Origin of the sequence: Saccharopolyspora gloriosae, assembly GCF_014203325.1 — a bacterium.
Taxonomy (GTDB): domain Bacteria; phylum Actinomycetota; class Actinomycetes; order Mycobacteriales; family Pseudonocardiaceae; genus Saccharopolyspora_C; species Saccharopolyspora_C gloriosae.
This window is the reverse complement of sequence record NZ_JACHIV010000001.1, coordinates 5,200,163-5,226,083: the sequence shown is the minus strand read 5'-3', so window position 1 is coordinate 5,226,083 and position 25,921 is coordinate 5,200,163. Positions and strand designations below refer to the sequence as shown.

At 71.5% G+C, this 25,921-nt stretch carries 18 protein-coding genes and 1 pseudogene; 12 read left to right on the top strand and 7 right to left on the bottom strand.

The window, feature by feature from the left end; all coding sequences use genetic code 11:
• Positions 1-344: 344 nt before the first annotated feature.
• The 3 genes and pseudogenes from BJ969_RS22730 to cofC form a co-directional block, all read right to left on the bottom strand.
• Entirely contained in the window at positions 345-1,376 is a 1,032-nt protein-coding gene (locus tag BJ969_RS22730; RefSeq protein WP_184481885.1) for an NUDIX hydrolase, read from the bottom strand.
• A pseudogene (locus BJ969_RS22725) lies at positions 1,373-3,610 on the bottom strand (RNA degradosome polyphosphate kinase); the annotation flags it as partial. The gene BJ969_RS22730 and the pseudogene BJ969_RS22725, both read right to left, overlap by 4 nt.
• 598 nt (positions 3,611-4,208) lie before the next feature.
• Positions 4,209-4,844, bottom strand: coding sequence for a 2-phospho-L-lactate guanylyltransferase (cofC, locus tag BJ969_RS22715; protein ID WP_184481881.1), 636 nt, complete (start codon positions 4,842-4,844; stop codon positions 4,209-4,211).
• A gap of 134 nt (positions 4,845-4,978) precedes the next feature.
• Here cofC and BJ969_RS22710 point away from each other — a divergent pair, with 134 nt between their 5' ends.
• From BJ969_RS22710 to BJ969_RS22685, 6 genes are all read left to right on the top strand, one after another.
• Positions 4,979-5,770: a lysophospholipid acyltransferase family protein gene (locus tag BJ969_RS22710; RefSeq protein ID WP_343071552.1), complete on the top strand. Its 792-nt coding sequence runs from the start codon at positions 4,979-4,981 to the stop codon at positions 5,768-5,770.
• Positions 5,757-6,773, top strand: coding sequence for an NAD(P)H-dependent glycerol-3-phosphate dehydrogenase (locus BJ969_RS22705; protein WP_184481879.1), 1,017 nt, complete (start codon positions 5,757-5,759; stop codon positions 6,771-6,773). Before BJ969_RS22710 ends, BJ969_RS22705 begins: the two co-directional genes overlap by 14 nt.
• Before the next feature lie 407 nt (positions 6,774-7,180).
• Positions 7,181-8,275, top strand: a complete 1,095-nt coding sequence (locus BJ969_RS22700; protein ID WP_343071551.1) for a cystathionine gamma-lyase — start codon at positions 7,181-7,183, stop codon at positions 8,273-8,275.
• Positions 8,276-8,825: 550 nt separating this feature from the next.
• Entirely contained in the window at positions 8,826-9,302 is a 477-nt protein-coding gene (locus tag BJ969_RS22695) for a cupin domain-containing protein (protein WP_184481877.1), read from the top strand.
• Between the two features lie 271 nt (positions 9,303-9,573).
• On the top strand, positions 9,574-11,013 hold the full coding sequence (pdxR, locus tag BJ969_RS22690; RefSeq protein WP_184481875.1) for a MocR-like pyridoxine biosynthesis transcription factor PdxR: 1,440 nt from the start codon (positions 9,574-9,576) through the stop codon (positions 11,011-11,013).
• Positions 11,014-11,023: 10 nt separating this feature from the next.
• Positions 11,024-12,115 (top strand): D-alanine--D-alanine ligase family protein, encoded by a 1,092-nt coding sequence (locus BJ969_RS22685; protein WP_184481873.1) that lies wholly within the window; start codon positions 11,024-11,026, stop codon positions 12,113-12,115.
• A 6-nt stretch (positions 12,116-12,121) separates the two neighbouring features.
• Here BJ969_RS22685 and BJ969_RS22680 read toward each other — a convergent pair whose 3' ends face one another.
• Positions 12,122-12,694 carry a DUF3515 domain-containing protein gene (locus BJ969_RS22680; RefSeq protein WP_343071550.1) on the bottom strand — a complete coding sequence of 191 codons (573 nt, stop codon included), beginning with the start codon at positions 12,692-12,694 and terminating at the stop codon, positions 12,122-12,124.
• Between the two features lie 46 nt (positions 12,695-12,740).
• Entirely contained in the window at positions 12,741-12,974 is a 234-nt protein-coding gene (locus BJ969_RS22675; protein WP_184481871.1) for an Lrp/AsnC ligand binding domain-containing protein, read from the bottom strand.
• A gap of 97 nt (positions 12,975-13,071) precedes the next feature.
• Between BJ969_RS22675 and BJ969_RS22670 the strand changes: the two genes are divergently transcribed.
• Positions 13,072-14,037: a thiamine-phosphate kinase gene (locus BJ969_RS22670; RefSeq protein WP_343071549.1), complete on the top strand. Its 966-nt coding sequence runs from the start codon at positions 13,072-13,074 to the stop codon at positions 14,035-14,037.
• Between the two features lie 102 nt (positions 14,038-14,139).
• Here BJ969_RS22670 and BJ969_RS22665 read toward each other — a convergent pair whose 3' ends face one another.
• Entirely contained in the window at positions 14,140-15,486 is a 1,347-nt protein-coding gene (locus tag BJ969_RS22665; RefSeq protein ID WP_184481866.1) for an MFS transporter, read from the bottom strand.
• Positions 15,487-15,854: 368 nt separating this feature from the next.
• On the opposite strand from BJ969_RS22665, the gene BJ969_RS22660 reads away from it, so the two are divergent.
• On the top strand, positions 15,855-16,526 hold the full coding sequence (locus BJ969_RS22660) for a uracil-DNA glycosylase (protein WP_184481864.1): 672 nt from the start codon (positions 15,855-15,857) through the stop codon (positions 16,524-16,526).
• 362 nt (positions 16,527-16,888) lie between these two features.
• Entirely contained in the window at positions 16,889-17,479 is a 591-nt protein-coding gene (locus BJ969_RS22655; protein ID WP_184481862.1) for an Rv1733c family protein, read from the top strand.
• A gap of 72 nt (positions 17,480-17,551) precedes the next feature.
• On the opposite strand, the gene rpmB is transcribed toward BJ969_RS22655, so the two are convergent.
• Positions 17,552-17,743 carry a 50S ribosomal protein L28 gene (gene rpmB / locus BJ969_RS22650; protein ID WP_184481860.1) on the bottom strand — a complete coding sequence of 64 codons (192 nt, stop codon included), beginning with the start codon at positions 17,741-17,743 and terminating at the stop codon, positions 17,552-17,554.
• A gap of 536 nt (positions 17,744-18,279) precedes the next feature.
• Between rpmB and BJ969_RS22645 the strand changes: the two genes are divergently transcribed.
• The 3 genes from BJ969_RS22645 to BJ969_RS22635 all read left to right on the top strand — a co-directional run bounded on the left by BJ969_RS22645 (position 18,280) and on the right by BJ969_RS22635 (position 25,868).
• The gene (locus BJ969_RS22645; RefSeq protein ID WP_343071548.1) at positions 18,280-19,854 is read left to right on the top strand and encodes a DAK2 domain-containing protein; all 1,575 of its coding nucleotides are present in this window, start codon (positions 18,280-18,282) and stop codon (positions 19,852-19,854) included.
• Positions 19,855-19,976: 122 nt separating this feature from the next.
• Positions 19,977-22,208 (top strand): ATP-dependent DNA helicase RecG, encoded by a 2,232-nt coding sequence (gene recG / locus BJ969_RS22640; protein ID WP_184481858.1) that lies wholly within the window; start codon positions 19,977-19,979, stop codon positions 22,206-22,208.
• Between the two features lie 282 nt (positions 22,209-22,490).
• Positions 22,491-25,868: a pyruvate carboxylase gene (locus BJ969_RS22635; RefSeq protein WP_184481855.1), complete on the top strand. Its 3,378-nt coding sequence runs from the start codon at positions 22,491-22,493 to the stop codon at positions 25,866-25,868.
• Positions 25,869-25,921 lie beyond the last annotated feature (53 nt).

The window sequence follows — 25,921 nt, the reverse complement described above, 5'->3', positions numbered from 1 at the left end:
CCCAGCCGCGCAGCTGGGCGGCGAAGCAAGCCTGCCTGGCGGCCGAAGACCGTGCCTTTGCGGCGAAGCCGTGCAGTGGGCGGGCGAAGCCACGCCTGCATTGCGGCCGAAGGCCGTGCCCAGCGGCGAAGCCGTGCAGTGGGCGGCGAAGCAAGCCTGCATTGCGGCCGAAGGCCGTGCCTGTATTCGCGCAGCGAATAGCCCACGTCGAAAAGCCGACCACCGGCGGGTTCTCAGTCGGTCTCTCGCGAGGACAGCTTTTTCCCTCGTGGCGGAGCCACTTGGGAAAAAGATCCCGCAGCGAGAGACCGACTGAGGTTCCGCTACCCGGACACCAAAGCAAATCATCCAGCGGCAGAAGCATCAGCCAAGTAAGCAGCCGAGACCAGGCGTAATAGTGGGCCGGAGCCGTTGCCCGTGTGTACGTCCCGGCTGAACCGCAACGTCCACACGCTGCCCTTGGCGCTGACCACGTCCCCGCTGACGGCGTCGCCCACCGCGGGCGCGTCGCCGGGGGCCTCGCCCGGTTCGGCCGGGTGCAGCGCGGCGGATTCCACCAGCCTGCCCACCAGATCCGGGATCACGCCGCCTTGGCTGCACACCACCGCGGTGCCCGCGCCCGCGGCGATCCGCAGCAGCCGGTGCACGGCCGCGGCCGGGTCCTCCAGGTAGCCCTCCTCGGACAGCAGCGGCTCCGGGGCGACTTCGATGCCGAGGTCCGTCGCCAGCGGTTGCACCGTCTGCGCGCAGCGCACCCGAGGCGCCGAGTAGACCCGTTCCGGGCCGAACAGCGGCAGCCAGGAGTGCAGTGCGTCGCGCTGCCTGCGGCCGGCCCCGGACAGCGGGCGCAGCGTGTCGTCGCCGTCGAAGTCCGCCCGCTTCCCGGCTTTCGCGTGCCGCACCAGCAGCAGCGTCACCGGGTCGTCGGGCAGCGCCGCGAACTCGTCCAGGACGTGCCGGTCCTGCCGGTAGCTCAGCAGTTCCCGGGCCTTGGGCAGCGCCGTCCACACGAGTTCGTCGACCTCGTCGTTGACCTCGAAGTGGCCGTCGCCGGCGCGGGCGGTGAAGTAGTCGACCTGCTTGCCGGTGCCGCCGTCCGCCCCCGGCACCTCGTAGCGGACCCGGCTCAGGAAGCCGGAGAGCACGCAGCCGAACCCGGTCTCCTCCAGCACTTCCCGCGCGGCGGCGTGCGCAGCCGTCTCACCCGGATCGAGTTTTCCCTTCGGCAGCGACCAATCGTCGTAGCGCGGGCGGTGCACCACGGCCACCTCGGGCGCCCCGTCGGTGCCCGGGCGCCACAGCACCGCACCCGCGGCCCGGATCGTGACCGGCCTGCTCGTCGTCATCGGTTGCTCCGGTTCGTGCGCCGCGGTCATTGCACCTTCGCCCCGTGCTGGCGCAGCATTTCCGCCTGGTGGTCGCGGACCTGCTCGCCGCTGCGCGGGGAGGCCTCCCAATCGCCCTTGGCGTTGAGCACCCAGCACCGCGTGGACGGGTGCAGCGCCGAATCCAGCATCGCGTCCAGCTGTTCGGTCAGCTTCGGGTCGACCACCCGCACCTGCGCCTCGATCCGGCGGTCCAGGTTGCGGTGCATCATGTCGGCGCTGCCGATCCAGCGCTCGTCGATGCCGACGAAGTGGAACACCCGGGAGTGCTCCAGGAAACGCCCCAGGATGGAGCGCACCTCGATGTTCTCGCTGAGGCCGTCCACCCCGGCCTGCAGCGCGCAGATGCCGCGCACCACGATCCGGATCGGCACGCCCGCCAGCGAAGCCCGGTACAGCGCGTCGATGATCTGCTCGTCGACCAGCGAGTTGACCTTCATCCGGATCCCGCACGGCAGCCCGGAGCGAGCGCGTTCCGCTTCCGCCTCGATGCGTTCCACGATGCCGAGCCGGATGCCGTGCGGGGACACCAGGATCCGCCGGTACGTGCCGTGCCGGGCGTAGCCGGTGAGCACGTTGAACAGGTCGGTGAGGTCCGCGCCGACTTCGGGCGCGGCCGTCAGCAGCCCCAGGTCTTCGTAGGTGCGGGCCGTCTTCGGGTTGTAGTTGCCGGTGCCCAGGTGGCAGTAGCGGCGGATCGTGGAGCCTTCCTGGCGCACCACGAGCGCCGTCTTGCAGTGCGTCTTCAACCCCACGAGGCCGTAGACCACGTGCACGCCGGAGCGTTCCAGCGTGCGCGCCCACTGGATGTTGGCCTGCTCGTCGAACCTCGCCTTCAGCTCGACCAGCGCCACCACCTGCTTGCCCGCTTCGGCGGCGTCGATCAGCGCGTTCACGATCGGCGAGTCGCCGGAGGTGCGGTACAGCGTCTGCTTGATCGCCAGCACGTGCGGATCGGCCGCGGCCTGCTCGATGAACCGCTGCACCGAGGTGGAGAACGCGTCGTAGGGGTGGTGCACCAGCACGTCGCCCTCGCGCAGCGTCGCGAAGATGCTCTTCGGCGTCTGGCCTTCCGCGAACGCCGGGTGCGTGGCGGGCACGAACGGCGGGTTCTTCAGGTCCGGGCGTTGCAGCTTGTCCAGCTGGAACAGGCAGGACAGGTCCAGCAGGCCCGGCACTTCGACCACGTCGTGCGCGTCGACTTCGAGCTCCCGCAGCAGGAGCTCCAGCATCGTCTCGCTCATCGTGTCGGTGACTTCGAGGCGCACCGGCGGGCCGAACCGGCGGCGCGCCAGTTCCCGCTCCATGGCCTGCAGCAGGTCCTCGTCGCGGTCCTCCTCCACTTCCAGGTCCGCGTTGCGGGTGACCCGGAAGATGTGGTGGTCGCTGATGTCCATGCCGGGGAACAACTTGTCCAGGTGCGCGGCGATGAGCTCTTCCAGCGGCAGGAACGTCGCCTGCTCGTTCTCGCGGTCGGGCTCCACGCGGATCAGCCGGGGCACGTTGTCCGGCACCTTGACGCGGGCGAAGCGGCGCAGGCCTTCTTCGGGGTCGCTGACGGTGACCGCGAGGTTCAGCGACAGCCCCGAGATGTACGGGAACGGGTGCGCCGGGTCGACGGCCAGCGGGGTCAGCACCGGGAAGATGTGGTCGTCGAAGTAGCGGCCCAGCACCTGCTGCTCGGGCTCGCCGAGCTGCTGCCAGCGCATGATCCGGATGCCGTTGGCCTCCAGCTCCGGCACCAGCTCGTCGAGGAACGTGCGGCCGAGCTTCTCGGTGAGGTCCTGGTTGCGCGCGGCGATGCGGGCGAGCTGCTCGTGCGGGGTGAGCCCGTCGGCGCTGCGCACCGAGAGCCCGGTCTCCTCGCGGCGCTTCAGGCCCGCGACGCGGACCATGTAGAACTCGTCCAGGTTGGAGGCGAAGATCGCCAGGAACTTGGCGCGTTCCAGCACCGGCTGCGAGGGGTCTTCGGCGACGGCGAGCACGCGGGCGTTGAAGTCCAGCCAGGACAGCTCGCGGTTGAGGTACCGGTCGTCGGGCAGGTCCGTGCTGGCCGCGGCGCGGGTCACCGCGGGCGGCGCGGCGGGCACGCGGGCGCCTTCGCCGTTCACCGGCGGTTTCGGCGTCGCGGGCGGGGCCGGGGGAGCGGTCTCCGCGGGAGCCGCGGCGGCGGTCTTGCGCCGAGCGCTCGCCGTTGCCGCGGTGGTGGCGGCCTTCGAGGTGCGCGTCCGAGACGTCCTCGGCTGCGCGGCGTTCGGCGCGGACTTCGCCGTGGCGGTCTTGCGCGCGGTGGACTTCGCCGTCGTGGACTTCGCCGCGGCGGACCTCGTCGTGGTGGGCTTCGCCGCTCCGGATTCGGCCGCTGCCGGCTTGGCCGTTGTGGATTCGGCTGCCGCGGTCTTGGCTGCCGTGGATTCGGCTGCGGTGGTCTTGGCTGCCGTGGACTTGGCAGCGGTGCTCTTCGCCGCAGTGGACTTCGCAGCGGTGGTCTTCGCCGCCGTCGGCTTCGCCGCCGTCGGCTTCGCCGCCGTGGACTTCGCGGTGCCGGATTTCGCCGCGCCGGTCTTAGCCGCGCCGCGCCGCGCCGTGGTCCGCGACGTACCGGACTCCTCCGACGACGACGCCGCGTCCTGCCTGGTCGTCCGGCTCCCGCGACCGGATTTCGGCGAGTTCTGACGAGCACCGGCGGCCCCGGCGGTCGACGAGGTCCGGCGTGGCACGGGCTTGGTGGTCTCGTGATCGCTGCTGTCGGTACTCACGACGACCATTCTCACCCATTCCGGGGCCGTCGCTCGACCTTTGTCGCGGGGAACACCACACAGGTCAGCGCGGGTTTCCGGCGGCACCCGCCAGCCACGCCGCGGTGCGCTCCCCGAGACCGAGGCCCGTCGCCCGCCGCAGATCCGCCGCGGTGTCCACATCGCAGCGCAACGACGCCCACTCGCCGTCGAGCGCCCGCGCCCCGGACGACACGTGCGCGGCCGCCGAACCCGGCCCGAACCGGGGCGCGAGCGCACCGTGCGCGGCGGCCAGCAGCAGCGTCGTACCCGTGCCCTGGTGATCCGCGCTGAACGCGCGCTCCGGCCCGGCCTGCTCCAACGCCGCCGCCAGCTCCGCAGACCGCAACGCCGGAAGATCCGCCTGCAGCGCGCCGATCCGCGCCTCCCCGCGCGACCGCAGCACCCGCTCGCCGTGCTCCAACGCCGGATTCAACCCCGCCGCCGGGTCGTCGGCGACGACCTCGACGCCGACCGCGGCGAACGACTCCGCCAGCCTCGGATCGGAGGTCACCACCAGCACCGCCCGCACCCCGGCGGCGCGCCGCGCGGCCTCCACCGTGTCGAGCGCGATCGCGCTCACCAGATCCGCGTGCCGCGCGGCGGGCCGATCGTCGCGCAACCGGGACTTCGCCAAGTGCAGCGGCTTGATCGGCACCAGCAAGGACACTCCGCCGTTCATCCCGCCCTCCCTCGCATCCCCGATCCTTCGCCCACCGTCGATCATCGAGTATGCCCGCCGCGGACCGACCGCTCGCCGACCAGGAGCGTGGGCCAGGTAACTTGACAGCCGCTCTAGGGCGAGAGGAGACAGGCGTGGCGGAACCGGCGAGCCTCAAGCGGTCGCGCAAGCGGACCAAGGAACGGCCCCCGACGCTGATGGGGCGGTTCTGGCTGCGGCTGGCGGCGGTCGTGTTCTACCCGCTGACCGCACTGCTGTCCCGCGTCCGCGTGCACGGGCTGGAGAACATCCCCGCCACCGGCCCGGCGCTGCTCGTGCTCAACCACGTGTCGCACCTCGACCCGCTCTACGACGCGGTCACCGTGCACCGCGCCGCCCGCGTCCCCCGGTTCATGGCCAAGAACACGCTGTGGAACGTGCCGGTGCTGAGAAACGTCCTCAACGGCGTCGAGCAGATCCCCGTGTTCCGGCAGACCGCCGACGCCCGCAAGAGCCTCGAAGCGGCGCACGACGCGCTCGAAGCCGGCAAGATCGTCATCATCTACCCGGACGGAACGGTCACCAAGGACCCCGAAGGCTGGCCGATGTCGCCGAAGCCCGGCGTGGCCAGGCTCGCCGTGGAGCACGACGTGCCGATCGTGCCCGCCGCCCGCTGGGGCACCCGCGACGTCTACGACCACTACGAGAAGAAGTTCCGCCCGTTCCCGCGCAAAACGGTGCACGTGCGGATCGGCGAACCGCTCGACCTCTCCGAATACCGCGACGCGCCTGCCGACGCCCCCGTGCTGCGCACCGTCAGCGAACTCGCGATGAGCCGGGTGCGGGAACTGCTGGGCGACATCCGCGAACAACAACCGCCCGAGGAGTTCTACTCGGCGGCCCGCCGCCGGGACCAGCAGACCCGGAGCGACGATGACCGGAGCTGAACCCGCCCGCAAGGTCACCGTGCTCGGAGCCGGGTCCTGGGGCACCACCTTCGCGAAAGTCCTCGCCGACGCGGGCAGCGACGTCACCCTGTGGGCGCGCCGCGCCGAAGTCGCCGAACGCATCAACACCGAGCACCAGAACCCCGGGTACGTGCCCGGAGTGGCGCTGCCCGAGTCGCTGCGAGCCACCGACGACGCCGTCGAAGCCATGCACGGCGCCGAAGCCGTGGTGCTCGCCGTGCCCAGCCAAACCCTGCGGGAGAACCTCGCGGGCTGGCAGCCGCTGCTGCCGCCGGACGCCACGCTCGTCAGCCTCGCCAAAGGCGTCGAACTCAGCACCCTCAAGCGGATGAGCGAAGTCGTCGCCGAAGTCGCCGACGTGCCCATGGACCAGGTCGCCGTCGTCTCCGGTCCCAACCTCGCCATGGAGATCGCCGGCGAACAACCCACTGCGACCGTCGTGGCCTGCACCGACCACGATCGCGCCGTCGCGCTGCAAGCGGCGTGCTCCACCGGCTACTTCCGGCCCTACACCAACACCGACCTCGTGGGCATCGAACTCGCCGGGGCCTGCAAGAACGTGATGGCGCTGGCCTGCGGCATGGCCGCCGGGCTCGGCTACGGGCAGAACACGATGTCCTCGCTGATCACCCGCGGGCTCGCGGAGACCACCCGGCTCGGAGCCGCGCTCGGCGCCGAACCGATGACCTTCGCCGGGCTCGCCGGACTCGGCGACCTCGTCGCCACCTGCACCTCACCGCTGTCGCGGAACCGGACCTTCGGGGAACGGCTCGGACGCGGCGAAACGCTGGCGCAAGCGCAGGACGCCACCAACGGCCAAGTCGCCGAAGGCGTCAAGTCCTGCTCGTCCATCCGGGAGCTCGCCGCGCACCACGGCGTGGAAATGCCGATCACCGAAGTGGTGCACCGGGTGTGCCACGAAGACCTCGGCCCAGTACCAGGAGCAGCCCAACTACTCGGCCGCGAACGCAAGTCCGAGTAGGGCTTCGTCGGCTCGTTTTGCTTTGGTGGTCGGGTGGCGGAACCTCAGTGTCTTCCTCGCTGCGGGATCTTTTTCCCAAGTGGCTCCGCCACGAGGGAAAAAGCTGTCCTCGCGAGGAAGCAGCTGAGAATCCGCGGGTTGTCACCTTTTTGACGTGGGCTATGCGCTGACGCGCATACAGGCACGGCCTACGGCCGCCAGGCACGGCTTCGCCGTGAGGCAGGCTTGCTTCGCCGCCCGAGGCACGGCTTCGCCGCCCGCTGCGCGGTTGTCTGCTGTGAAGGGTGGGCTTCGGGGGTGGCGCGTGTGGGTGGAGGGGTCTCTTGTGGAGTGGGGCGCATTTGCTGGAGGGGTTGGGTTGCGGGCGCAATAATTTGGTGAGGGGCGTTCTAGTGGGGAGGTTGCAGGTGGCGGAGCTCGGGGACGGGACGAAGTGCGTGCACGGTGGGCACGGCGATCCGCGGCCGGGCGATCCGCTGGCGCCGGGGCCCGTGTTCGCCGCTCCGTACCACCTCGGGGATCCGCAGGGGGACTTCTACGGCAGGGCCGGGAATCCGTCGTGGCGGGCGCTGGAAGCGGCCATCGGTGAGCTCGACGGCGGGGAGTGCGTGCTGCTGCCTTCCGGCATGGCCGCGATCAGCGCCGTGCTGCGCGCCGTGCTGCACCACGGCGACCGGCTGCTGGTGCCCTCCGACGGCTACTACGCCACCCGGCAGTTCGTGCGCGAAGAGCTCGCCGAACTCTCGCTGGACGTGCGGGAGATCCCCACGACGGGGCCGTGGCCCGAGGACGTCTTCGACGGGGTCCGGCTGGTCCTGCTCGAAACCCCGTCCAACCCGGGCCTCGACGTCTGCGACATCGCCGAACTGGCCCGCCGCGCGCACCGGGCCGGTGCGCTGCTGGCCGTGGACAACACCACCGCCACCCCGATCGGGCAGCGCCCCCTCGAACTCGGCGCGGACATCGCGCTCGCCAGCGACACCAAGGCGCTGACCGGGCACAGCGACGTGCTGCTCGGGCACGTGTCCACGGCCGACGGCGAACTGGCGCAGCGGCTGCGCCGGGCGCGCACGCTCTCCGGCGCCATCCCCGGTCCGTTCGAGACCTGGCTGGCGCACCGCAGCCTCGGCACCCTCGACCTGCGGCTGGCCCGGCAGGCCACGAACGCGGCGGCGCTGGTCGACGCCCTGCGCGGGCACCCCGCGGTCACCGGGCTGCGCTGGCCCGGACTGCCCGACGACCCGGCGCACCGGCTCGCGAGCGCCCAGATGCGGCGCTGGGGCGGCGTGTTCCGCTTCGAACTCGCCGACGCCGACGCGGTGGCGGAGTTCGTGCGCCGCAGCGCGCTCGTCGTGGCGGCCACCAGCTTCGGCGGCCTGCACAGCACCGTGGACCGGCGGGCGCAGTGGGGCGACCCGGTGGCACCGGGCTTCGTGCGGTTCTCGGCCGGGTGCGAAGACCCCGCCGACCTCGTGGCGGACGTGCTCGCGGCCCTGCCCTGAACCCCGCGAGCCCATCGCGCACGGGACCGGCAAACAGGATGATGATCATCACTCCGGCGGCGGCGAGCCAGTGGATGATCTTGCTGCGCACCGCGCTGTGATCACGTTGAGTGCGGGTTCACGACGGTGTGACATCGGCGCAATCGGCTTGACGGGTCGCTTCCGGCGCTGGTTCACTACGCCGCGTGTTGCGAGCCATGACCGATGGACGAGGTCACATCGACCTGCGCCGGGTGGCGAGCGCGCTTTGTCTGCAGCGGTGATCGACCCCGCTGACGGTCGGTGATCCCCAGGATCGGCGAACAGGGCGGACCGGGCGACGTGCTCCCCGAACCGACCTGAACGACCCGTGCGGCCTCGCGCCGCGATCCACCCGATCCGCGAAACCGGAACCGCCCCGAACACGGGCGGTGGCCGAACCGGGATCTCCGCACCAGCCCCGTTCCGCGCAGCGCCCCTCCGGGGAGATCGCGTCGCCGGGACGTGCGTCGCCGGGCTCATCACCGCAGCCACTCCCACTTCCCGCACTCACGATCATCGAGGACGCCCCGTGTTCGCCGTACCCCCCAACACCGTCGCCGCCGACGCGGACCGGTCGCTCGCGCATCCCGTGCGGATCGCCCGCGAGCTCGCCGCCGACCGGCTCTCCTGGGCGCACCGCCTGCGCTACGACCCGCAGCAGCGCTGGGCCGGCCTGCTCGAACGCACCGCCACCCACGAAGCCTGGCTGCTGAGCTGGCTCCCCGGGCAGCGGACCGAACTGCACGACCACGGCGGCGCGACCGGTGCCTTCACCGTGGTCTCCGGCACCGTCACCGAGCGGGTCGTGCGCGACACCCCGACCGGGCCGGTCGAGGAATGGCACGCCCTGGAGACCGGCCAGTCCCGCGTCTTCGGCCCCGACCACGTGCACCAGGTGGTCAACGACAGCCCCGACCCCGCGATCACGATCCACGTGTACCGGCCGGGCCGCACCCAGATGACGCTCTACTCCCTTGATCCCGTGGACGGCCTCACCCGAGCCTGACCGACCTCCGCTCGGCTTGCGCGGGCGGTCGCTCGGCGGAACCTCAGCGGCTTCCCCGTCCTCGCGAGAGGAAGCCGCTGAGACCCCGCCGGTGGTCGTTCTGCTCCGGTGGTCGCTGCTCAGCGGCGTCGCCGCTGACACGACGCCGACCGACAACGTCGCTCACCTGGACGGACGAGATCAAGGACATGCGGTGAGCTCGTACGAGCCGTCCTGAACGGGCTCCCCGGGTGGTGGCATCATCGGGAGGCCGAGCGGGGGGAACTCTGAGATGCCACATGCCGTGCCCGCGGCGAGCTCGCCGCTGCTGGAACCGGCCATCGAACTGCGCCGCGACGACGACCGCCCGCTCGCGGTGCAGCTCGCCGACGCGCTCCGGCGCGCCGCCACGCTCGGGCAGCTCCGGGGCGGCGACCGGTTGCCCTCGACGCGGGCGCTGGCCCGGCACCTCGCCGTCAGCCGCACCGTCACCGCCGCCGCCTACGAGCAGCTGCACGCCGAAGGCTGGATCGTCGGCAAGCACGGCTCCGGCACCTACGTCACCACCGCCCCGCCCGGATCTCCTTCCGCCGCAGCGGAATCCGGCGGTGGCCCGGCTCGCCGGGACACCGAGTCGATGGTGCGGCTGATGCCGGGAATCCCGTGGACGGGCGGCATCGACCGCGCGGCGTGGCGGCGGGCCTGGCGGGCCGCCGCCGACCGGGAACCGGACGAGACCCGGCGGCTCGCGGGCGTCGAGCAGTACCGCGAGGCCGTGGTGGAGCACCTGCTGCGGCACCGGGGCATGACCACCGGCGGCCCGCACCTGGGCACCGTCGTGGCCACCGGCGGCACGACCGCGGCGGTCACCGAGCTCGCCGCGACCGTGCTCGGTCGCGGCGCCACCGTGGCCGTGGAGGAACCGGGCTACCAGCGCGCGGTGCAGACGCTGCTGGCCGCCGGGGCGACCGTGGTGCCCGCTCCCGTCGATCACGCGGGGATCATCGTCGAGGCCATCCCGCGGGGGGTGCGGGCCGTGTACTGCTCGCCCGCGCACCAATACCCGATCGGCGGCCGGTTGCCCGCGGACCGGCGCGTCGCGCTCGTCGAACGGGCGCGCGCCGAGGGGTGGCTGATCGTGGAGGACGACTACGACGGCGAGCTGCGCTACGACGTGGCGCCGCTTCCCGTGCTGGCGTCGATGGCCCCGGACGTCGTGGTGCACCTGGGAACCACCAGCAAGATCCTCACGCCGACCTTGGGCGTGGGCTGGATGCTCGGGCCGGACCGGGTCGTCGCCGAAGTGCTCGACCACCGCGAGCGCACCAGCACCGGGCCGGCCCCGGCGGGGCAGCGGGTGCTCGTCGAGTACGCGCGCAACGGCGACCTGGGGCGGCACCTGCGCAGACTGCGCCGCGAACTGTCGCAGCGGCGCGGGCTGGTCGTGTCCCGGCTCGCCGAGGCGGGGATCGAGGTCTTCGGCGACGAGGCGGGCGCTCACGTCGTGCTGCCGCTGCCCTCCGCCGAAGCCGAACAGCGCGTCGTGGACCGGGCGGCGGAGCACGGCATCGTCCTGGACGGACTGCGCAGGCATCACCACGGCCCGCGGCAGTGGACCGGCATCGCGCTCGGCTACGCTTCGTGCACGCGTGCTGACCTGGAGCGTTCGCTGGGGCTCGTGGCCCGGTGGTGCGACGAGGAGGTCGCTGGCGGCGCGCGCGCCTGCAGGTAGGGTTCCGCGCATGACTCAGCGCAAGACCAGGGTGGCCGTCGTCTTCGGCGGACGGAGCACCGAGCACGGCGTTTCCTGCCTGTCCGCGGGCAGCGTCCTGAGCCACCTGGATCCGGAGCGCTTCGAGGTCGTTCCGGTCGGCATCACCCGCGAGGGCGCCTGGGTGCTGGGCACCTCGGACCCGGCCGAGCTGGAGATCCGCGACCGCCGCGTGCCCGAGGTCGCCGCGGGCACCGCCGTGGCGCTGCCCGGCGACCCGACGCGCCAGGAGCTGATCCTGGTCGAGCCCGGCCGCGGTGGCGAGGTCCTGTCCGAAGTGGACGTCGTTTTCCCGGTGCTGCACGGCGCTTTCGGCGAGGACGGCACCATCCAGGGCCTGCTGGAGATGGCCGACGTGCCCTACGCGGGTCCGGGTGTGCTCTCCAGCGCGGTGTCGATGGACAAGGAGTACACGAAGAAGCTGCTGGCGGCCGAAGGCATCTCCGTCGGCACCTTCGAGGTGCTCCGCCGCGACGAGTCCACTTTGGACGATCGGCGCCGGGAGCGGATCGGCCTGCCCGCCTTCGTCAAGCCCGCCCGCGCGGGCTCCTCGCTCGGCATCACCAAGATCACCGACTGGGCGCAGCTGGACGACGCCATCGCGGAGGCCCGCCGCACCGACCCGAAGGTCATCATCGAGACCGCGGTCGTCGGCCGCGAGGTCGAATGCGGCGTGCTCGAATTCCCGGACGGCCGCATCGAAGCCTCGCTGCCCGCCGAACTCCGCGTCACCGGTGCCGCCGACTGGTACGACTTCGAGTCCAAGTACCTCGACGACGTCACCGAGTTCGACATCCCCGCGAAGGTCGGCGACGACACCATCGAGCGGCTGCGCGCCACCGCGGTCACCGCGTTCCGCGCGCTGGAGTGCCAGGGCCTCGCGCGGGTCGACTTCTTCGTCACCGAGGACGGCGAGCTCATCGTCAACGAGGTCAACACGATGCCCGGCTTCACCGCGATCTCGCTGTACCCGCGCATGTGGGCGCAGACCGGTGTCGACTACCCGGCGCTGCTGACGACCCTGATCGAGACGGCTCAGGCCCGGGGCACCGGGCTGCGCTGATCCCGCTCAGGGGAAGACGGGCTGCTTCGGCAGCGAGCGCAGTTCGTTCGAGAGGTCCTGCACCGGGCCGCTGCCGGAGTTCTCCGGCGCCGTCAGCGCCACGTACACGGGCCGGTCCACCGCGAGCCACGAGGTGTTGCCCGCTTCGGTGATCCGCAGCCAGCTCACCCCGGAGATGTCCACCAGCGGCGAGGTCGGGGTGAGTTCGGCGGGGGCGGACAGGCCGCAGCGCACGGTGATCGGGTCGTGCTCGGCGTCGCCCCAGGCGATCGCGCCGGGCGGTACCGGGTCGGCGAGAGCCCGCCGGGGGACCTGCGCGCCGTCCACTTCCAGCTCGGCGGGCAGTGCGGAGAGCAGCTTCGCGCAGTCGGGCCCGGACGCGGCGGGGGAGGGGATGGGCGGCAGCGCGAGCGGGCCGGTGCGACGGGCCTGCTGCGCCGCCTCCACGGCATCCTGCTCCTGCTGCTCGGAGAACCGCGAGACCAGTCCGAGGGTGATCACGCCCAATGCCAGCAGCCCGCTCAGCGAAAGCGCCACGATGAGGACCGGCTTGGGGAACTTCGGATGCTCGTCGACCACGGAGTCCACTACAGCACGCGCGGGCGCGGCAGCGGGAACGGGGCGCTCACAGGTGTACGACGGGACACGTCAGCGTCCGCGTGATGCCTTCCACGTTCTGGATGCCGGCGACGACCATTTTGCCGAGCTGGTCGACATTTTCCGCCTCGGCGCGCACGATCACGTCGTACGGACCGGTCACGTCCTCGGACGTGATCACGCCGGTGGAGCCGGAGATCTCGGCGGCGACGGCGGCGGCCTTGCCGACTTCGGTCTGGATGAGGATGTATGCCTGAACCACGGCGTGCCCCTTCGTCTAGGCGTGGTGCGCGGGGTAGGAAACTGGGAGAAAGCTACCCCATCGGGCCGAGCGGATGCTCAAGAAAGGGAGGTCTGACGTGGGTTCGGACACTTCGGCGCAGGACCAGACCGTGTCCGAGGCCGGTGAGTTCGGCCTCATCCAGCGGGTGACCTCCGGGCGGGCGCAGCCCGCCGCGACCTTGCTCGGGCCCGGTGACGACGCCGCCGTGCTGGCGGCGTCCGACGGCCGGGTGGTGGCGACCACCGACGTGCTGGTCGAGCAGGTGCACTTCCGCTTGGCGTGGTCGACGCCGCACCAGGTGGGGCGCAAGGCCGTCGCGGTGAACCTGTCCGACCTGGCCGCGATGGGCGCGGTCCCGACCGGCCTGCTGGTGGGGCTGGGTTGCCCGCCGGAGACGCCGACGTCGGTGATCGACGAGCTGTCGGCGGGCATGTGGGAAGAGGCGCAGCGCGTCGGTGCCGGTCTGATCGGCGGGGACATGGTGAGCGCGCCCGCGCTGACGATTTCCATCACGGCGTTGGGCGATCTGCAGGGCCGCACCCCGGTGACCCGCTCCGGCGCGTGCCCCGGCGACGTGGTCGCGGTGGCGGGGCGGCTCGGCTGGGCCGCCGCGGGTCTCGCGGTGCTGGGGCGCGGATTCCGCTCACCGGTGGCGGTGGTCGGTGCGCAGCGGGTGCCGGAGCCGCCGTACGCGGCGGGACCGCTGGCAGCGGACGCGGGCGCCACCTCGATGATCGACACCTCGGACGGGCTGCTGGCCGATCTGGGGCACATCGCGGAGGCCTCGCAGGTGGGCATCGACCTGCGCGACGAGCTGATCGAGGTGCCGCAGCGGCTGACGGAGGTCGCTTCGGCGCTGGGAGCGGACGCCCGGCACTGGGTGCTCACCGGAGGTGAGGACCAGGCGCTGGCGGCGACGTTCCCGCCGGACCAGCCGCTGCCGGAGGGCTGGCGCGCGGTCGGCGCCGTGGTGGAGGGCAGCGGAGTCACCGTGGACGGCGCGACCTACGAGGGGTCCTCGGGGTGGGAGCACTGGCGTTGATCACCTGAACAGGTATTGCCTCGATCTGAGCCGGATTCGTCCCGTATGACATGAAAAGGCCCGGTGGGAGTTCCCACCGGGCCTTTCGCCGTTCGAGTTGATTCAGCTCGACGACGCCGAAGCGGAGGTTCCGGGTGTGTCGGATTCCTCCATCAGCGGCTCGCCCGCCGTTTCCTTCATCAGCAGGATCGGAATGAGCGCCACGACCGCCGCGCCCATCAGGTAGAACGCCGGGAAGAACGAATTCCCGGTGTAGCTCACCGCCCAATCGTTGATCAGCGGCGCGGTGCCGCCGAACGCCGCCGTGGAGACGTTGTAACCGACGCTGAACGCCGCGTAACGCACCTTCGTCGGGAACATCGCGGGCAGCGTCGCGGCCAGCGGTCCGATCAACTGCAGGTGCCCGACGCCCAGCAGCGCCAACCCGAGCATGGTCGTGATCATCGTGCCCTGCGAGATCAGCATGAACGCCGGGTAGGGCAGCACGATGAAGCAGATCGCCGCCGAGATGAACAACGGTTTCCGGCCGATCCGGTCGGACAGCGCGCCCACCGGGGCGATGGCCGCCATCATCAGCGCGACCACCAGCAGCAGCGGGACGAGCACCTCGTATTCGCGACCCTCCGGAATTTCCAGGGTGTCGGTGAGGTAGCTCTCCATGTAGGTCAGAATCGTGTAGTTCGCGACGTTGATGAGCACCACGACGCCCATCAGGATCAGCAGCGGCCGCCAGTACTCGCGCACCAAGGACTTCAGCGGCGAGCGCGCCAGGTTGTCGCTCTTCTCCAGGTTCTTGAACGCCGGAGTGTCCTCCAGCTTGCTCCGCAGGTAGAGCCCGATCAGCCCGAGCGGACCGGCCAGCAGGAACGGGATTCGCCAGCCCCAGGACTCCATCGACTCCGCGGGGAGCGTGAGGATCAGAACGGTCGGCACCAGCGCGCCGAGCCCGAATCCCGCAAGGGTGCCGAATTCGAGCCAGCTGCCGTAGAAACCGCGTTTCCGGTTCGGGGCGTACTCGGCGATGTAGGTGGCCGCGCCACCGTATTCACCGCCGGTGGAGAAGCCCTGCACCATGCGGCACAACAACAGCAGGATCGGCGCGAGAAGTCCGATTGTGTCGAAGTTCGGCAGGCAGCCGAGCAAGAATGTCGATCCGGACATCAGCAGGATCGTGATCGCCAGCACCTTTTGGCGTCCGATCCGGTCCCCCAGCGGACCGAAGAACATGCTGCCCAGCGGTCGCAGCAGGAACGAGATCGCGAAGACACCGAAAGCGGACACGGTCTCCCACGGGCCGGGGAAGAACTGATGTCCCACGTAGCTCGCCACGTAGGCGTACACGCCGAAGTCGTACCACTCCGTCGTGTTCCCGATTGCCGCTGCGCCGACTGCTCGCCGGAGCAGTGATCGCTGTTCCGGGCTTATCTCTTCCGTTTCCTGTGCAGTCATGAGGGTGTGTGCCACCTCCGGGTCGTGCCGTCCACGGTGTGTGAACACGTTTGGAGTACTGAGGAACTTAGCCGAGCGGCTGCCTCCTGGCCACCAAAACGCCTACTTGTGTCCGTTTCGATAATTGTTGTCGTGGGTAAAACATCACTCCGCAGTAGGTTTGCCGCGAGGCTCGCCAGGGGGTGATCGGAGGTGGAACGCTGGTCACAGGCGGCTATGGAGATCACGATCGTTGGGCCGGGGGAATGACCCGCACGAGGGTCGATGATGACTGGCCGCAGTGTGGGGCACAACACGTTGACCCGCAGTGGCCGACGCGGCCGGGGCGCCGGGCAGTCGATCTCGGCCGCTCGCTAGAGTGCGCCACCATGGCACGTCCGTTGCACGAGGTGGTCGAGGCCGGTTGGGCCGAGGCGCTGGAACCCGTCGCCGACCGGATCGGCGCGATGGGCGACTTCCTGCGCGCCGAGGTCGCGGCCGGGCGGGAGTACCTGCCGTCGGGGGAGAACGTGCTGCGTGCGTTCCAGCAGCCGTTCCACGACGTGCGAGTGCTCATCGTCGGTCAGGACCCGTACCCGACGCCGGGGCACCCGGTGGGGCTGAGCTTCTCGGTCGCTCCAGGGGTCCAGCCGCCGCGCAGCCTGATCAACATCTTCCGGGAGTACTGCGACGACCTCGGCCACCCCAGGCCCACCAGCGGTGATCTGACGCCGTGGACGGAGAACGGGGTGCTGCTGCTCAACCGGGCGCTGACCGTGCAGCCCGGCAAGTCGGCCTCGCACCGCGGCAAGGGCTGGGAAGCGGTCACCGAGCAGGCCATCCGCGCGCTCGCCGCCCGGCAGCAGCCGATGGTGGCGATCCTGTGGGGCAACGACGCTCGCAGCACGCGGGTCATGATGCCGGGCGTGGAGTGCATCGAGTCGGTGCACCCGAGCCCGATGTCGGCGGACCGCGGCTTCTTCGGCACGCGCCCGTTCAGCCGGGCGAACCAGATCCTGCAGCGAGCAGGAGCGGAACCGGTCGACTGGAAGCTCCCCTAGCCGCTGCCGCACCCGGGTCGCCGAGCGATCCAGGACTTCCTTCCACGTTCACGTTGAGTGACAGCGCGCCGCGTCGCGTCGGCTCGACGTAGTCGCGCGCCGAGTCCGGAGCCGAGCCGCGCGCGTCCCGTTCTCCGGTGCTCGTAACGCCTGTTCGAAGCGATTCGGAGCGGAGCAGGCCGACGGCTCCGCCGCGCGTTCTTCCACGTCGGCGCGGGTGCCCGAGTTGCACGCACCGTGATCATCGGGTGCTCTGGGAGCACCGGCCGAGGTCCCGGTTCGGCGGATGGATTTCGACCTCCGCCGGTCGTACATTCGAGTCTTGCGGTGGACTTGTGCTCGCCGATGGAAGAAGGCTTGTCATGGGTGCCGGCCCGGTCAGTGGAGGAGTCCTGGCGCGGTTGCGACGTGGGGTGTGGCCCGGAGCCAACCCGTTGCGGCGCCGGACCGACTTGTTCGAGCCCATCGCGCTGCTGGTGGTGCTGGTGGCGGCGGTGGTGGTCCTGATCGCGTCGTTCGTGGCGTCGCAGGCGGTGCTGCGGGATCACTTGGCGCAGGTGAACGCCGAGCACGCCGATCGCCACCAGGTGTCGGCGAAGGTGCTGGCGGAGGTGCCGGGCGAGAGCGCGGTGGTCCGTTCGATCCGGGTCGGGTGGGGAGCGCCGCCGGGCCCGCAGCACGTCGCGGTCATCGAGGTGCCGACCGGTCAGCAGCTCGCCGACGCGGTGCCGATCTGGGTCGACCCGCGGGACACTCCGGTGCCGCCGCCGCGGACCCGCTCCGAAGCGACGCAAGCCGCCGGGACCGCCGGAGCCGGGATTCTGCTCGGCTCGGGGCTGGTGCTGGGCGGGTTGTTCACGGGAGCCCGCTGGTACGTGGGCAAGCGCCGGTTGGCCGCTTGGGAGGCGGAATGGGCGCAGGTCGGCCCGCGCTGGCGCCACCACCTGCCGTGACGAACCGGTTCCGGGCGCGCAAAAACCCCGGAACGGCGAGCCGCTCCGGGGTTCGGCGCTAAAGGCCTGCGCTCAGCCGCGCACGACCTTGCCCGCCTTGAGGCAGGAGGTGCACACGTTCATGCGCTTGCGCTGGGAGAGACCGAACTTGGCGTGCACGGTCTGGATGTTCGGGTTCCACCGGCGCCTGGTCTTCCGGTGGGAGTGCGAGACCGAGTTACCGAAGCCCGGACCCTTACTGCAGACGTCGCAGACGGCAGCCACGTCAGACACCCCTTACTTTGCGTTCGACGTCCTCCCACGCCCGCGGCGGGGAAGCCTGAGTTCGGATGCGGCGATGAGTCCACGCGAGCGCTGCCCGCTTGGGGATCCCGACCGCTGAGCGGACCGGATCGCGTACCGCTGGGCTTGCTGCTCGCCAGGGGTACCCGGCGATCTCCTCCCGGCCGGAAGCCGGTGCGGACCTGCATGCCTTACGGGTGCCCTGGGTCATCGCCACCCGGGACCCGATAAGCCTACCCCACGCCCTGATCGGGCCCGTCGGCCCCTGACCCGGGGCGCCGGAAGCGCTCCGCGGCATCGTGCGAGGTCGCCCGCGCGCGGAGCCGGGCGGGGTGGTCGGCGCGGGCGCCCGGCCTCCGGTGATGATCTTCGATCCGCTGCGCCGGGCGCCGGGCGCCGGGCGAGGACGGCTCAGGCGTCCTATCAGAAGGATCTTTCGTCAGCGGGGAAGCCGCTGAGGTTCCGCTGAGCGACCAGCAGCGAAGGTCATCCTGAAAGGACCCCTTAGGCTTCGCGGTGTGGTGGGGAGTCCGGAGGCGCTGCCGGAGTTCGGCGCGGAAGCGGCGCGGCGGTGGGCGCGGGAATCGGTGGCGGCGCTGGCGCGGGATCGCGCCGCGCTCGACCGGATCAACGTGTACCCCGTGGCGGACGGCGACACCGGGACGAACCTGCTGCACACGATGCGCGCGGCGCTGGAAGCGACCGAGCGGGTGCCGGACGGGCGGCTGGGCGAGGTGCTCGCGGCGCTCGCGGAGGGTGCGGTGTCCGGGGCGCGCGGCAATTCCGGGATGCTGCTCTCGCAGGTGCTGCGGGGGATGGCGGAGCAGCTGCGGGACGCGGCGGCGATGGACGGATCGGCGTTGCACGACGCGTTGCACCATGCGGATGTGCTCGCGACGGACGCCGTCGCGGAACCCGTCGACGGCACGATGCTGTCGGTGCTGCACGCGGCGGCAGAGGAATCGTCCGGCGCCGCCGGGCTGGGCGAGTCCGTGCGCGCGGCCGCGCTGGCCGCGATCGGCGCGCTGGAGCGCACCACCGCGCAGCTGCCCGCGCTGGCCGCGGCGGGAGTGGTGGACGCGGGCGGCCGAGGGCTGGTCGTGCTGCTCGACGCGTTGCACTCGGTGGTGCACGGAGTGCGGCTCGCGCCGGAACCGCCGACCGGCCACGTCGAACTCCCCGCCGAGCACGGCGGCTACGCCTACGAAGTGATGTACCTGCTCGCCGACGCCGAACCGGCCGGTGTGGACCGGCTGCGCTCCGTGCTGGCGGAACTCGGCGACTGCGTGTCCGTGGTCGGCGACGGCGCGGGCGGATGGGCCGTGCACGTGCATTGCGACGACATCGGTGGCGCCATCGAAGCGGGCGTGGAGACCGGCAGGCCCAGCCGCATCCGGGTGCAGCGGTTCGCCGACCAGACCGCCGCGCACCCGGTGGGGCACGCGATCCTGGCCTGCGTCGCGGGCGCCGAGCTCGCCGAGCTGTTCCGCGCGGAGGGCGCCGAGGTGTTCGAGCTGCGCCCGGCGGATCCCTCGGTGCCGGAGCTGGTCGCGGCGATCGAGCGGACTCGCGCCGCGCACGTCGTGCTGCTGCCCAACGGCGAGGCGATCACCGAACTCGCCGAGCTGGCCGCGAAGCGCGCCGTCCGGGACGGCCGCGACGTCGTCGTCGTGCCCACCGCGTCCCCGGCGCAGGGCCTGGCGGCGCTGGCCGTGCACGATCCGTCGCGTCGCAGCTCGGACGACGCGGTGGTGATGGCGGAGGCCGCCGCGGCGACCCGGCGCGGCGAACTGCGCATCGCCGAGTCGGAGGCGTTGACCTGGGCCGGTCGCTGCGTGCCCGGCGACGTGCTGGGGCTGGTGGACGGCGAGGTCGTGCTGCTGGGCCGGGATTTCCTCGCGGTGGCGCGGGATCTGGTGGATCGGATGCTCGCGGCGGGCGGCGAGCTGGTGACGGTGCTGGTGGGCGACGGCGCTCCGGAACCGGTGTCGGCGGAGCTGGTCGAGTACTTGGCGAAGCACCGCCCGGAGGTGGAGTGCGTCAGCTACCCGGCGGGCGGTTCCCCGGCGGCGCTGCTGCTGGGCGTCGAGTAGCGCGGCGGGCGCGGAATCGTCCGGCGCGGCGCGGATTCGGTGAACCGGTCCGACCGCGGCCCGCGTTCGTCCGATAACTTCGAGCTAGGTACCGGCACAGCAGGCGACACGGGCAGGGCGGGATGACCACTTCGGAGACGGGGCTCGACCGGGTGCTGGGCGCGAAGACCGGGCAGGCGCTCGAATCGTCGCTCGGACTGTCCACTGTGGGCGATCTGCTGCGGCACTACCCGCGCCGCTACGCCGAACGCGGTGAGCTCACCGCCATCGCCGGACTGGAGCTCGACGAGCACGTGACGGTGCTGGCGAAGGTCGAACGGGTCTCGAAGCGGACCATGAAATCCCGCCGCGGCACCATCGTCGAAGCTCGCATCACCGACGGGCATCGCTCGCTGACCTGCACTTTCTTCAACCAGGCGTGGCGGGAGCGGGAGCTGCTGCCCGGACGGCAGGGCATGTTCGCCGGCAAGGTCACCGCCTACCGGGGCTCGTTCCAGCTCGCCCACCCCGAGTACCAGCTGTTCGACGGCGAGGACGCGGAGCAGGCCGGTTCGGTGGCGGAGGAGTTCGCGGCGGCGCTGATCCCGGTCTACCCGTCGGCGCAAGGACTTCCGTCCTGGTCGATCTCCCGCTGCGTGCGCCAGGTGCTCGACACCTGGGACGGCGCGGACGATCCGCTGCCCGAGGTGTTGCGCACCGAACATCGGCTGCTGGGGCTGGAGACGGCGCTGCGCAAGATCCACCGGCCGCAGGACCAGAGCGAGGTCGCCGCCGCGCAGAACCGGCTCAAGTGGGACGAGGCGCTGGCGGTGCAACTGGTGCTCGCACGGCTGCGCGAGACGGCGCACGAACATCCGGCGCCGTCCTGCCCGCGCCGCGAGGACGGGCTGCTCGCGGAGTTCGACCGCAGGCTCCCGTTCCAGCTCACCGCGGGGCAGACCGAGATCGGCACCGAGATCGCCGCCGACCTGGCCACCGAGCAGCCGATGAACCGGCTGGTGCAGGGCGAGGTCGGCTCCGGCAAGACCGTCGTGGCGTTGCGCGGCATGTTGCAAGTGGTGGACGCGGGCCGTCAGGCCGCGATGCTGGCGCCGACCGAGGTGCTGGCGTCCCAGCACGCCCGGTCGCTGGCGGAGCTGCTCGGCGAGCTGGGCGCGGCGGGTCAGCTCGGCGCGGCCGAGCAGTCCACCAAGATCACCCTGCTCACCGGTTCGCTGCCCGCCGCGGCGCGCAAGAAGGCGTTGTTGGAGGCGGCCTCCGGGGAGGCGGGCATCGTCGTCGGCACCCACGCGCTGATCCAGGACAGGGTGTCGTTCGCCGACCTCGGCCTCGTCGTCGTCGACGAGCAGCACCGGTTCGGCGTGGAGCAGCGGGACGCGCTGCGGGCTCGCGGCGGGGCGGAATCCGCGCCGCACGTGCTCGTGATGACGGCGACGCCGATCCCGCGGACCGTGGCGATGACCGTGTACGGCGACCTGGAGACCTCCGCGCTGCGCGAGCTGCCCAGCGGGCGTTCGCCGATCAGCACCAGCGTGGTGCCGGTCGCGGAGAAGCCGACGTGGCTGGACCGCGCGTGGGAGCGCGTCCGGGAGGAGGTCGCCGCCGGGCACCAGGTGTACGTGGTGTGCCCGCGCATCGGCGACGACGAGCAGAACCCGCCGAAGAAGGGCGGGAAGAAGCCGCGCACCGACGACGGGGTGGAGGAACCGGAGGACGCGGGCGCGGGTTCCGACGAGCGCCGCCCGCCGCTGGCCGTGCTCGACGTGGCGGAGCGGCTGCGCCAGGGACCGCTGGCGCAGCTGCGGATCGGCGTGCTGCACGGCAGGTTGGCCGCCGACGACAAGGACGCGGTGATGCGCGGCTTCGCCGACGGGAAGCTGGACGTGCTGGTGGCCACGACCGTGGTCGAGGTCGGCGTGAACGTGCCGAACGCGACCGTGATGGTGATCATGGACGCGGACCGGTTCGGGGTGAGCCAGCTGCACCAGCTCCGCGGGCGCGTCGGACGTGGTTCGGCGCCGGGGCTGTGCCTGCTGGTGAGCGAGGCCATGGGCGGCACCTCCACCCGGGAGCGGCTGGACGCGGTGGCCTCCACGACGGACGGCTTCGAACTGGCCCGGCTCGACCTGGAGCTGCGCCGGGAAGGGGACGTGCTGGGCGCGGCCCAGTCCGGGCGCCGGTCGGGGCTGAAGATGTTGTCGCTGCTGCGCGACGAGGACGTCATCGCCGAAGCGCGGGACGAGGCGCAGCGCTACGTCGCCGACGATCCGCAGCTGCGGCAGCACCCGGGCCTGGCGCGCATGGTCGAGGAGGTCGTCGACGAGGACCGCGCGGGCTACTTGGAGAAGAGCTGACGCCCGGACTTGCGTAACCGGGCGGGGGGCGGGCGCGTTTCCGTGGCGGGGAACGCGCCGGAGGTGAACACCGCCCTCCGTGCGGCGGTGGGATCTCCGTCCCGATCATTCCGGAAACGGAAGAATCGTGGATTTTCTTTCCGCAAGGTCTTGTGCGGGGTCGTCGTAATCGCAGGTCAACATCACCGAATGATGTGGGTCACCCGCTGATCCTCTCGGCAGGCGGAATTTTCGCGGTACGGTTTCGCCGACCGTCCGACACCTGTCCAGGAGGTAGCCGGCATGTTTCGCAAGGTCCTCGTCGCCAACCGTGGCGAAATCGCGATTCGAGCCTTCCGCGCGGGCTATGAGCTCGGCGCGGGCACCGTCGCGGTGTTCCCGCACGAAGACCGCAACTCGTTGCACCGCTTGAAGGCCGACGAGTCCTACGAGATCGGCGAGCCCGGACATCCCGTCCGCGCCTACCTGTCGGTCGACGAGATCATCAAAGCGGCGCAGACCGCGGGCGCCGACGCGATCTACCCGGGTTACGGCTTCCTGTCGGAGAACCCGGACCTGGCCAAGGCGTGCCACGACGCGGGCATCACCTTCGTCGGACCGAGCCACGACATCCTCGAGATGACGGGGAACAAGGCCACCGCCGTCGCCGCCGCCCGCGAGGCGGGCGTGCCGGTGCTGGACTCCTCAGCCCCCTCCGCGGACATCGACGAGCTCATGTCCGTCGGCGAATCCCTCCAGTTCCCCGTGTTCGTCAAGGCCGTCGCCGGTGGCGGTGGTCGCGGCATGCGCCGCGTCGCCGAGTTCGGCGCGCTGCGCGAAGCCCTCGAAGCCGCCATGCGCGAAGCGGAGTCCGCCTTCGGCGACCCGACGGTGATCCTCGAGCAGGCCGTGGTGAACCCGCGGCACATCGAGGTGCAGATCCTCGCCGACCAGGCCGGCAACGTGATCCACCTCTACGAGCGGGACTGCTCGGTGCAGCGTCGGCACCAGAAGGTCATCGAGATCGCGCCCGCCCCGAACCTGGACCCGGAGCTGCGCGAACGCATCTGCGCCGACGCGGTCGCCTTCGCCCGCAAGATCGGCTACGTCAACGCGGGCACCGTCGAGTTCCTCGTCGACGAGCAGGGCAGGCACGTGTTCATCGAGATGAACCCGCGCATCCAGGTCGAGCACACCGTCACCGAAGAGGTCACCGACGCCGACCTCGTGCAGTCGCAGCTGCGCATCGCCGCCGGTGAGACGCTCGCCGACCTCGGCATGACGCAGGACGAGGTGCGGCTGCGCGGCGCCGCGCTGCAGTGCCGCATCACCACCGAGGACCCCACCAACGGGTTCCGCCCGGACACCGGCATGATCAGCGCCTACCGCTCGCCGGGCGGCGCCGGAATCCGGCTCGACGGCGGCACCGCGTTCGCCGGGACCAGCATCAGCGCGCACTTCGACTCGATGCTGGTGAAGCTGTCCTGCCGCGGGCGGAACTTCCCGACCGCCGTGGCCCGCGCACGGCGCGCCCTCGCCGAGTTCCGGATCCGCGGCGTCGCGACGAACATCCCGTTCCTGCAGGCGGTGCTGGACAACGACGACTTCGCCGAGGGGCGCGTGACGACCTCGTTCATCGAGGAACGCCCGCACCTGCTCACGGCGCGCCACTCCGCGGACCGCGGCACCCGGCTGCTGAACTACCTGGCCGACGTCACCGTGAACCAGCCCAACGGGTCGCGGCCGACCGTTCCGGACCCGGTGTTCAAGCTGCCCGACATCGACCTGACGGCACCGCCGCGGCAGGGGTCCAAGCAGCGGCTCACCGAGCTCGGCCCGGAGGGCTTCGCGCGCTGGATGCGGGAATCCGACGCCGTAGGCGTCACCGACACGACCTTCCGCGACGCCCACCAGTCGCTGCTGGCGACCCGGGTGCGCAGCAAGGACCTGCTGGCCGTGGCGCCGCACGTGGCGCGGATGACGCCGGAGCTGCTGTCGCTGGAGTGCTGGGGCGGCGCCACCTACGACGTGGCGCTGCGGTTCCTGGCGGAGGACCCGTGGGAGCGGCTGGCGAAGCTGCGCGAGGCGGTGCCCAACATCTGCCTGCAGATGCTGCTGCGCGGGCGCAACACCGTCGGCTACACGCCGTACCCCACCGAGGTGACCGAGCACTTCGTGCAGGAGGCCACCGACACCGGCATCGACATCTTCCGGATCTTCGACGCGCTCAACGACATCGAGCAGATGCGCCCGGCGATCCGGGCCGTGCGCGACACCGGGAAGTCCGTGGCCGAGGTGGCGCTGTGCTACACCGGCGACCTGCTGGACCCGGCCGAGAAGATCTACACGCTGGACTACTACCTGCGGCTGGCCGAGCAGATCGTCGACGCGGGCGCGCACGTGCTGGCGATCAAGGACATGGCCGGGTTGCTGCGCGCTCCGGCCGCGGCGGAGCTGGTCACCGCGCTGCGCAGGGAGTTCGACCTGCCGGTGCACCTGCACACCCACGACACGCCGGGCGGGCAGCTGGCGACCTACCTGGCCGCCGTGCAGTCCGGGGTGGACGCCGTCGACGGGGCTTCGGCCTCGCTGGCGGGCACCACCTCGCAGCCCGCGCTGTCCTCGGTGGTCGCCGCCACCGACCACACCGACCGCGCCACCGGGCTGGACCTGCGCGCGGTGTGCGACCTGGAGCCGTACTGGGAGTCGGTGCGCAAGATCTACCTGCCCTTCGAGGCGGGCCTGGCCGCGCCGACGGGGCGGGTGTACCGGCACGAGATCCCCGGCGGTCAGCTGTCGAACCTGCGCACCCAGGCCGTCGCGCTCGGCCTCGGCGACAAGTTCGAAGAGATCGAGGCCATGTACGAGGCCGCGGACCGCATCCTCGGCAGGCTGGTGAAGGTCACGCCGTCCTCCAAGGTCGTCGGTGACCTGGCGCTGCACCTGGTCGGGGCCGGGGTCGACCCCGCCGACTTCGAGGCGGAGCCGCGCCGGTTCGACATCCCCGACTCGGTCATCGGCTTCCTGCAGGGCGAGCTGGGCGAACCGCCGGCGGGCTGGCCGGAGCCGTTCCGCACCCGGGCGCTGGAAGGGCGCACGGGGGAGCGCGCGCTGGCCGAGCTCACCGCGGAGGACCGCACCGGGCTCGTGGAGGACCGGCGCGCCACCCTCAACCGGCTGCTGTTCGCCAAGCCGACCAAGGAGTTCACCGAGCACCGCGAGGCCTACGGGGACACCTCGCTGCTGCGCAGCAAGGACTTCTTCTACGGGCTGCGCCCCGGCGAGGAGTACTCCGTGGACCTCGACCAGGGCGTGCGGCTGCTCATCGGCCTGGAGGCGATCAGCGAGGCCGACGAGCGCGGCATGCGCACGGTGATGGCGATCCTGAACGGGCAGCTGCGCCCCATCCAGGTGCGGGACCGCTCGGTGGCCACGGACCTGCCGGTGGCGGAGAAGGCGGACCGCGGCAGCCCCGGCCACGTGCCCTCGCCGTTCGCGGGTGTCGTCACGCTCGCGGTGGCCGAGGGCGACGAGGTGAGCTCCGGGCAGACCGTCGCGACCATCGAGGCGATGAAGATGGAGGCCGCGATCACCGCTCCGCAGGCGGGCCGGGTCAAGCGGCTGGCCATCGGCAAGGTGCAGCAGGTGGAAGGCGGCGACCTGATCATCGAGATCGGCTGACGGTCTTCCAGCGCTGGTGGCGCAGGTGCTCCGGGCACCTGCGCCACCGGTGT

Coding starts and splice junctions, on each gene's coding strand:
- pdxR (WP_184481875.1), top strand. CDS start 9,574: ATGCCACATGCCGTGCCCGCGGCGAGCTCGCCGCTGCTGGAACCGGCC.
- BJ969_RS22660 (WP_184481864.1), top strand. CDS start 15,855: ATGGCACGTCCGTTGCACGAGGTGGTCGAGGCCGGTTGGGCCGAGGCG.
- BJ969_RS22730 (WP_184481885.1), bottom strand. CDS start 1,376: ATGACCGCGGCGCACGAACCGGAGCAACCGATGACGACGAGCAGGCCG.
- BJ969_RS22655 (WP_184481862.1), top strand. CDS start 16,889: ATGGGTGCCGGCCCGGTCAGTGGAGGAGTCCTGGCGCGGTTGCGACGT.
- BJ969_RS22705 (WP_184481879.1), top strand. CDS start 5,757: ATGACCGGAGCTGAACCCGCCCGCAAGGTCACCGTGCTCGGAGCCGGG.
- cofC (WP_184481881.1), bottom strand. CDS start 4,844: ATGAACGGCGGAGTGTCCTTGCTGGTGCCGATCAAGCCGCTGCACTTG.
- BJ969_RS22635 (WP_184481855.1), top strand. CDS start 22,491: ATGTTTCGCAAGGTCCTCGTCGCCAACCGTGGCGAAATCGCGATTCGA.
- recG (WP_184481858.1), top strand. CDS start 19,977: ATGACCACTTCGGAGACGGGGCTCGACCGGGTGCTGGGCGCGAAGACC.
- BJ969_RS22685 (WP_184481873.1), top strand. CDS start 11,024: ATGACTCAGCGCAAGACCAGGGTGGCCGTCGTCTTCGGCGGACGGAGC.
- BJ969_RS22665 (WP_184481866.1), bottom strand. CDS start 15,486: ATGACTGCACAGGAAACGGAAGAGATAAGCCCGGAACAGCGATCACTG.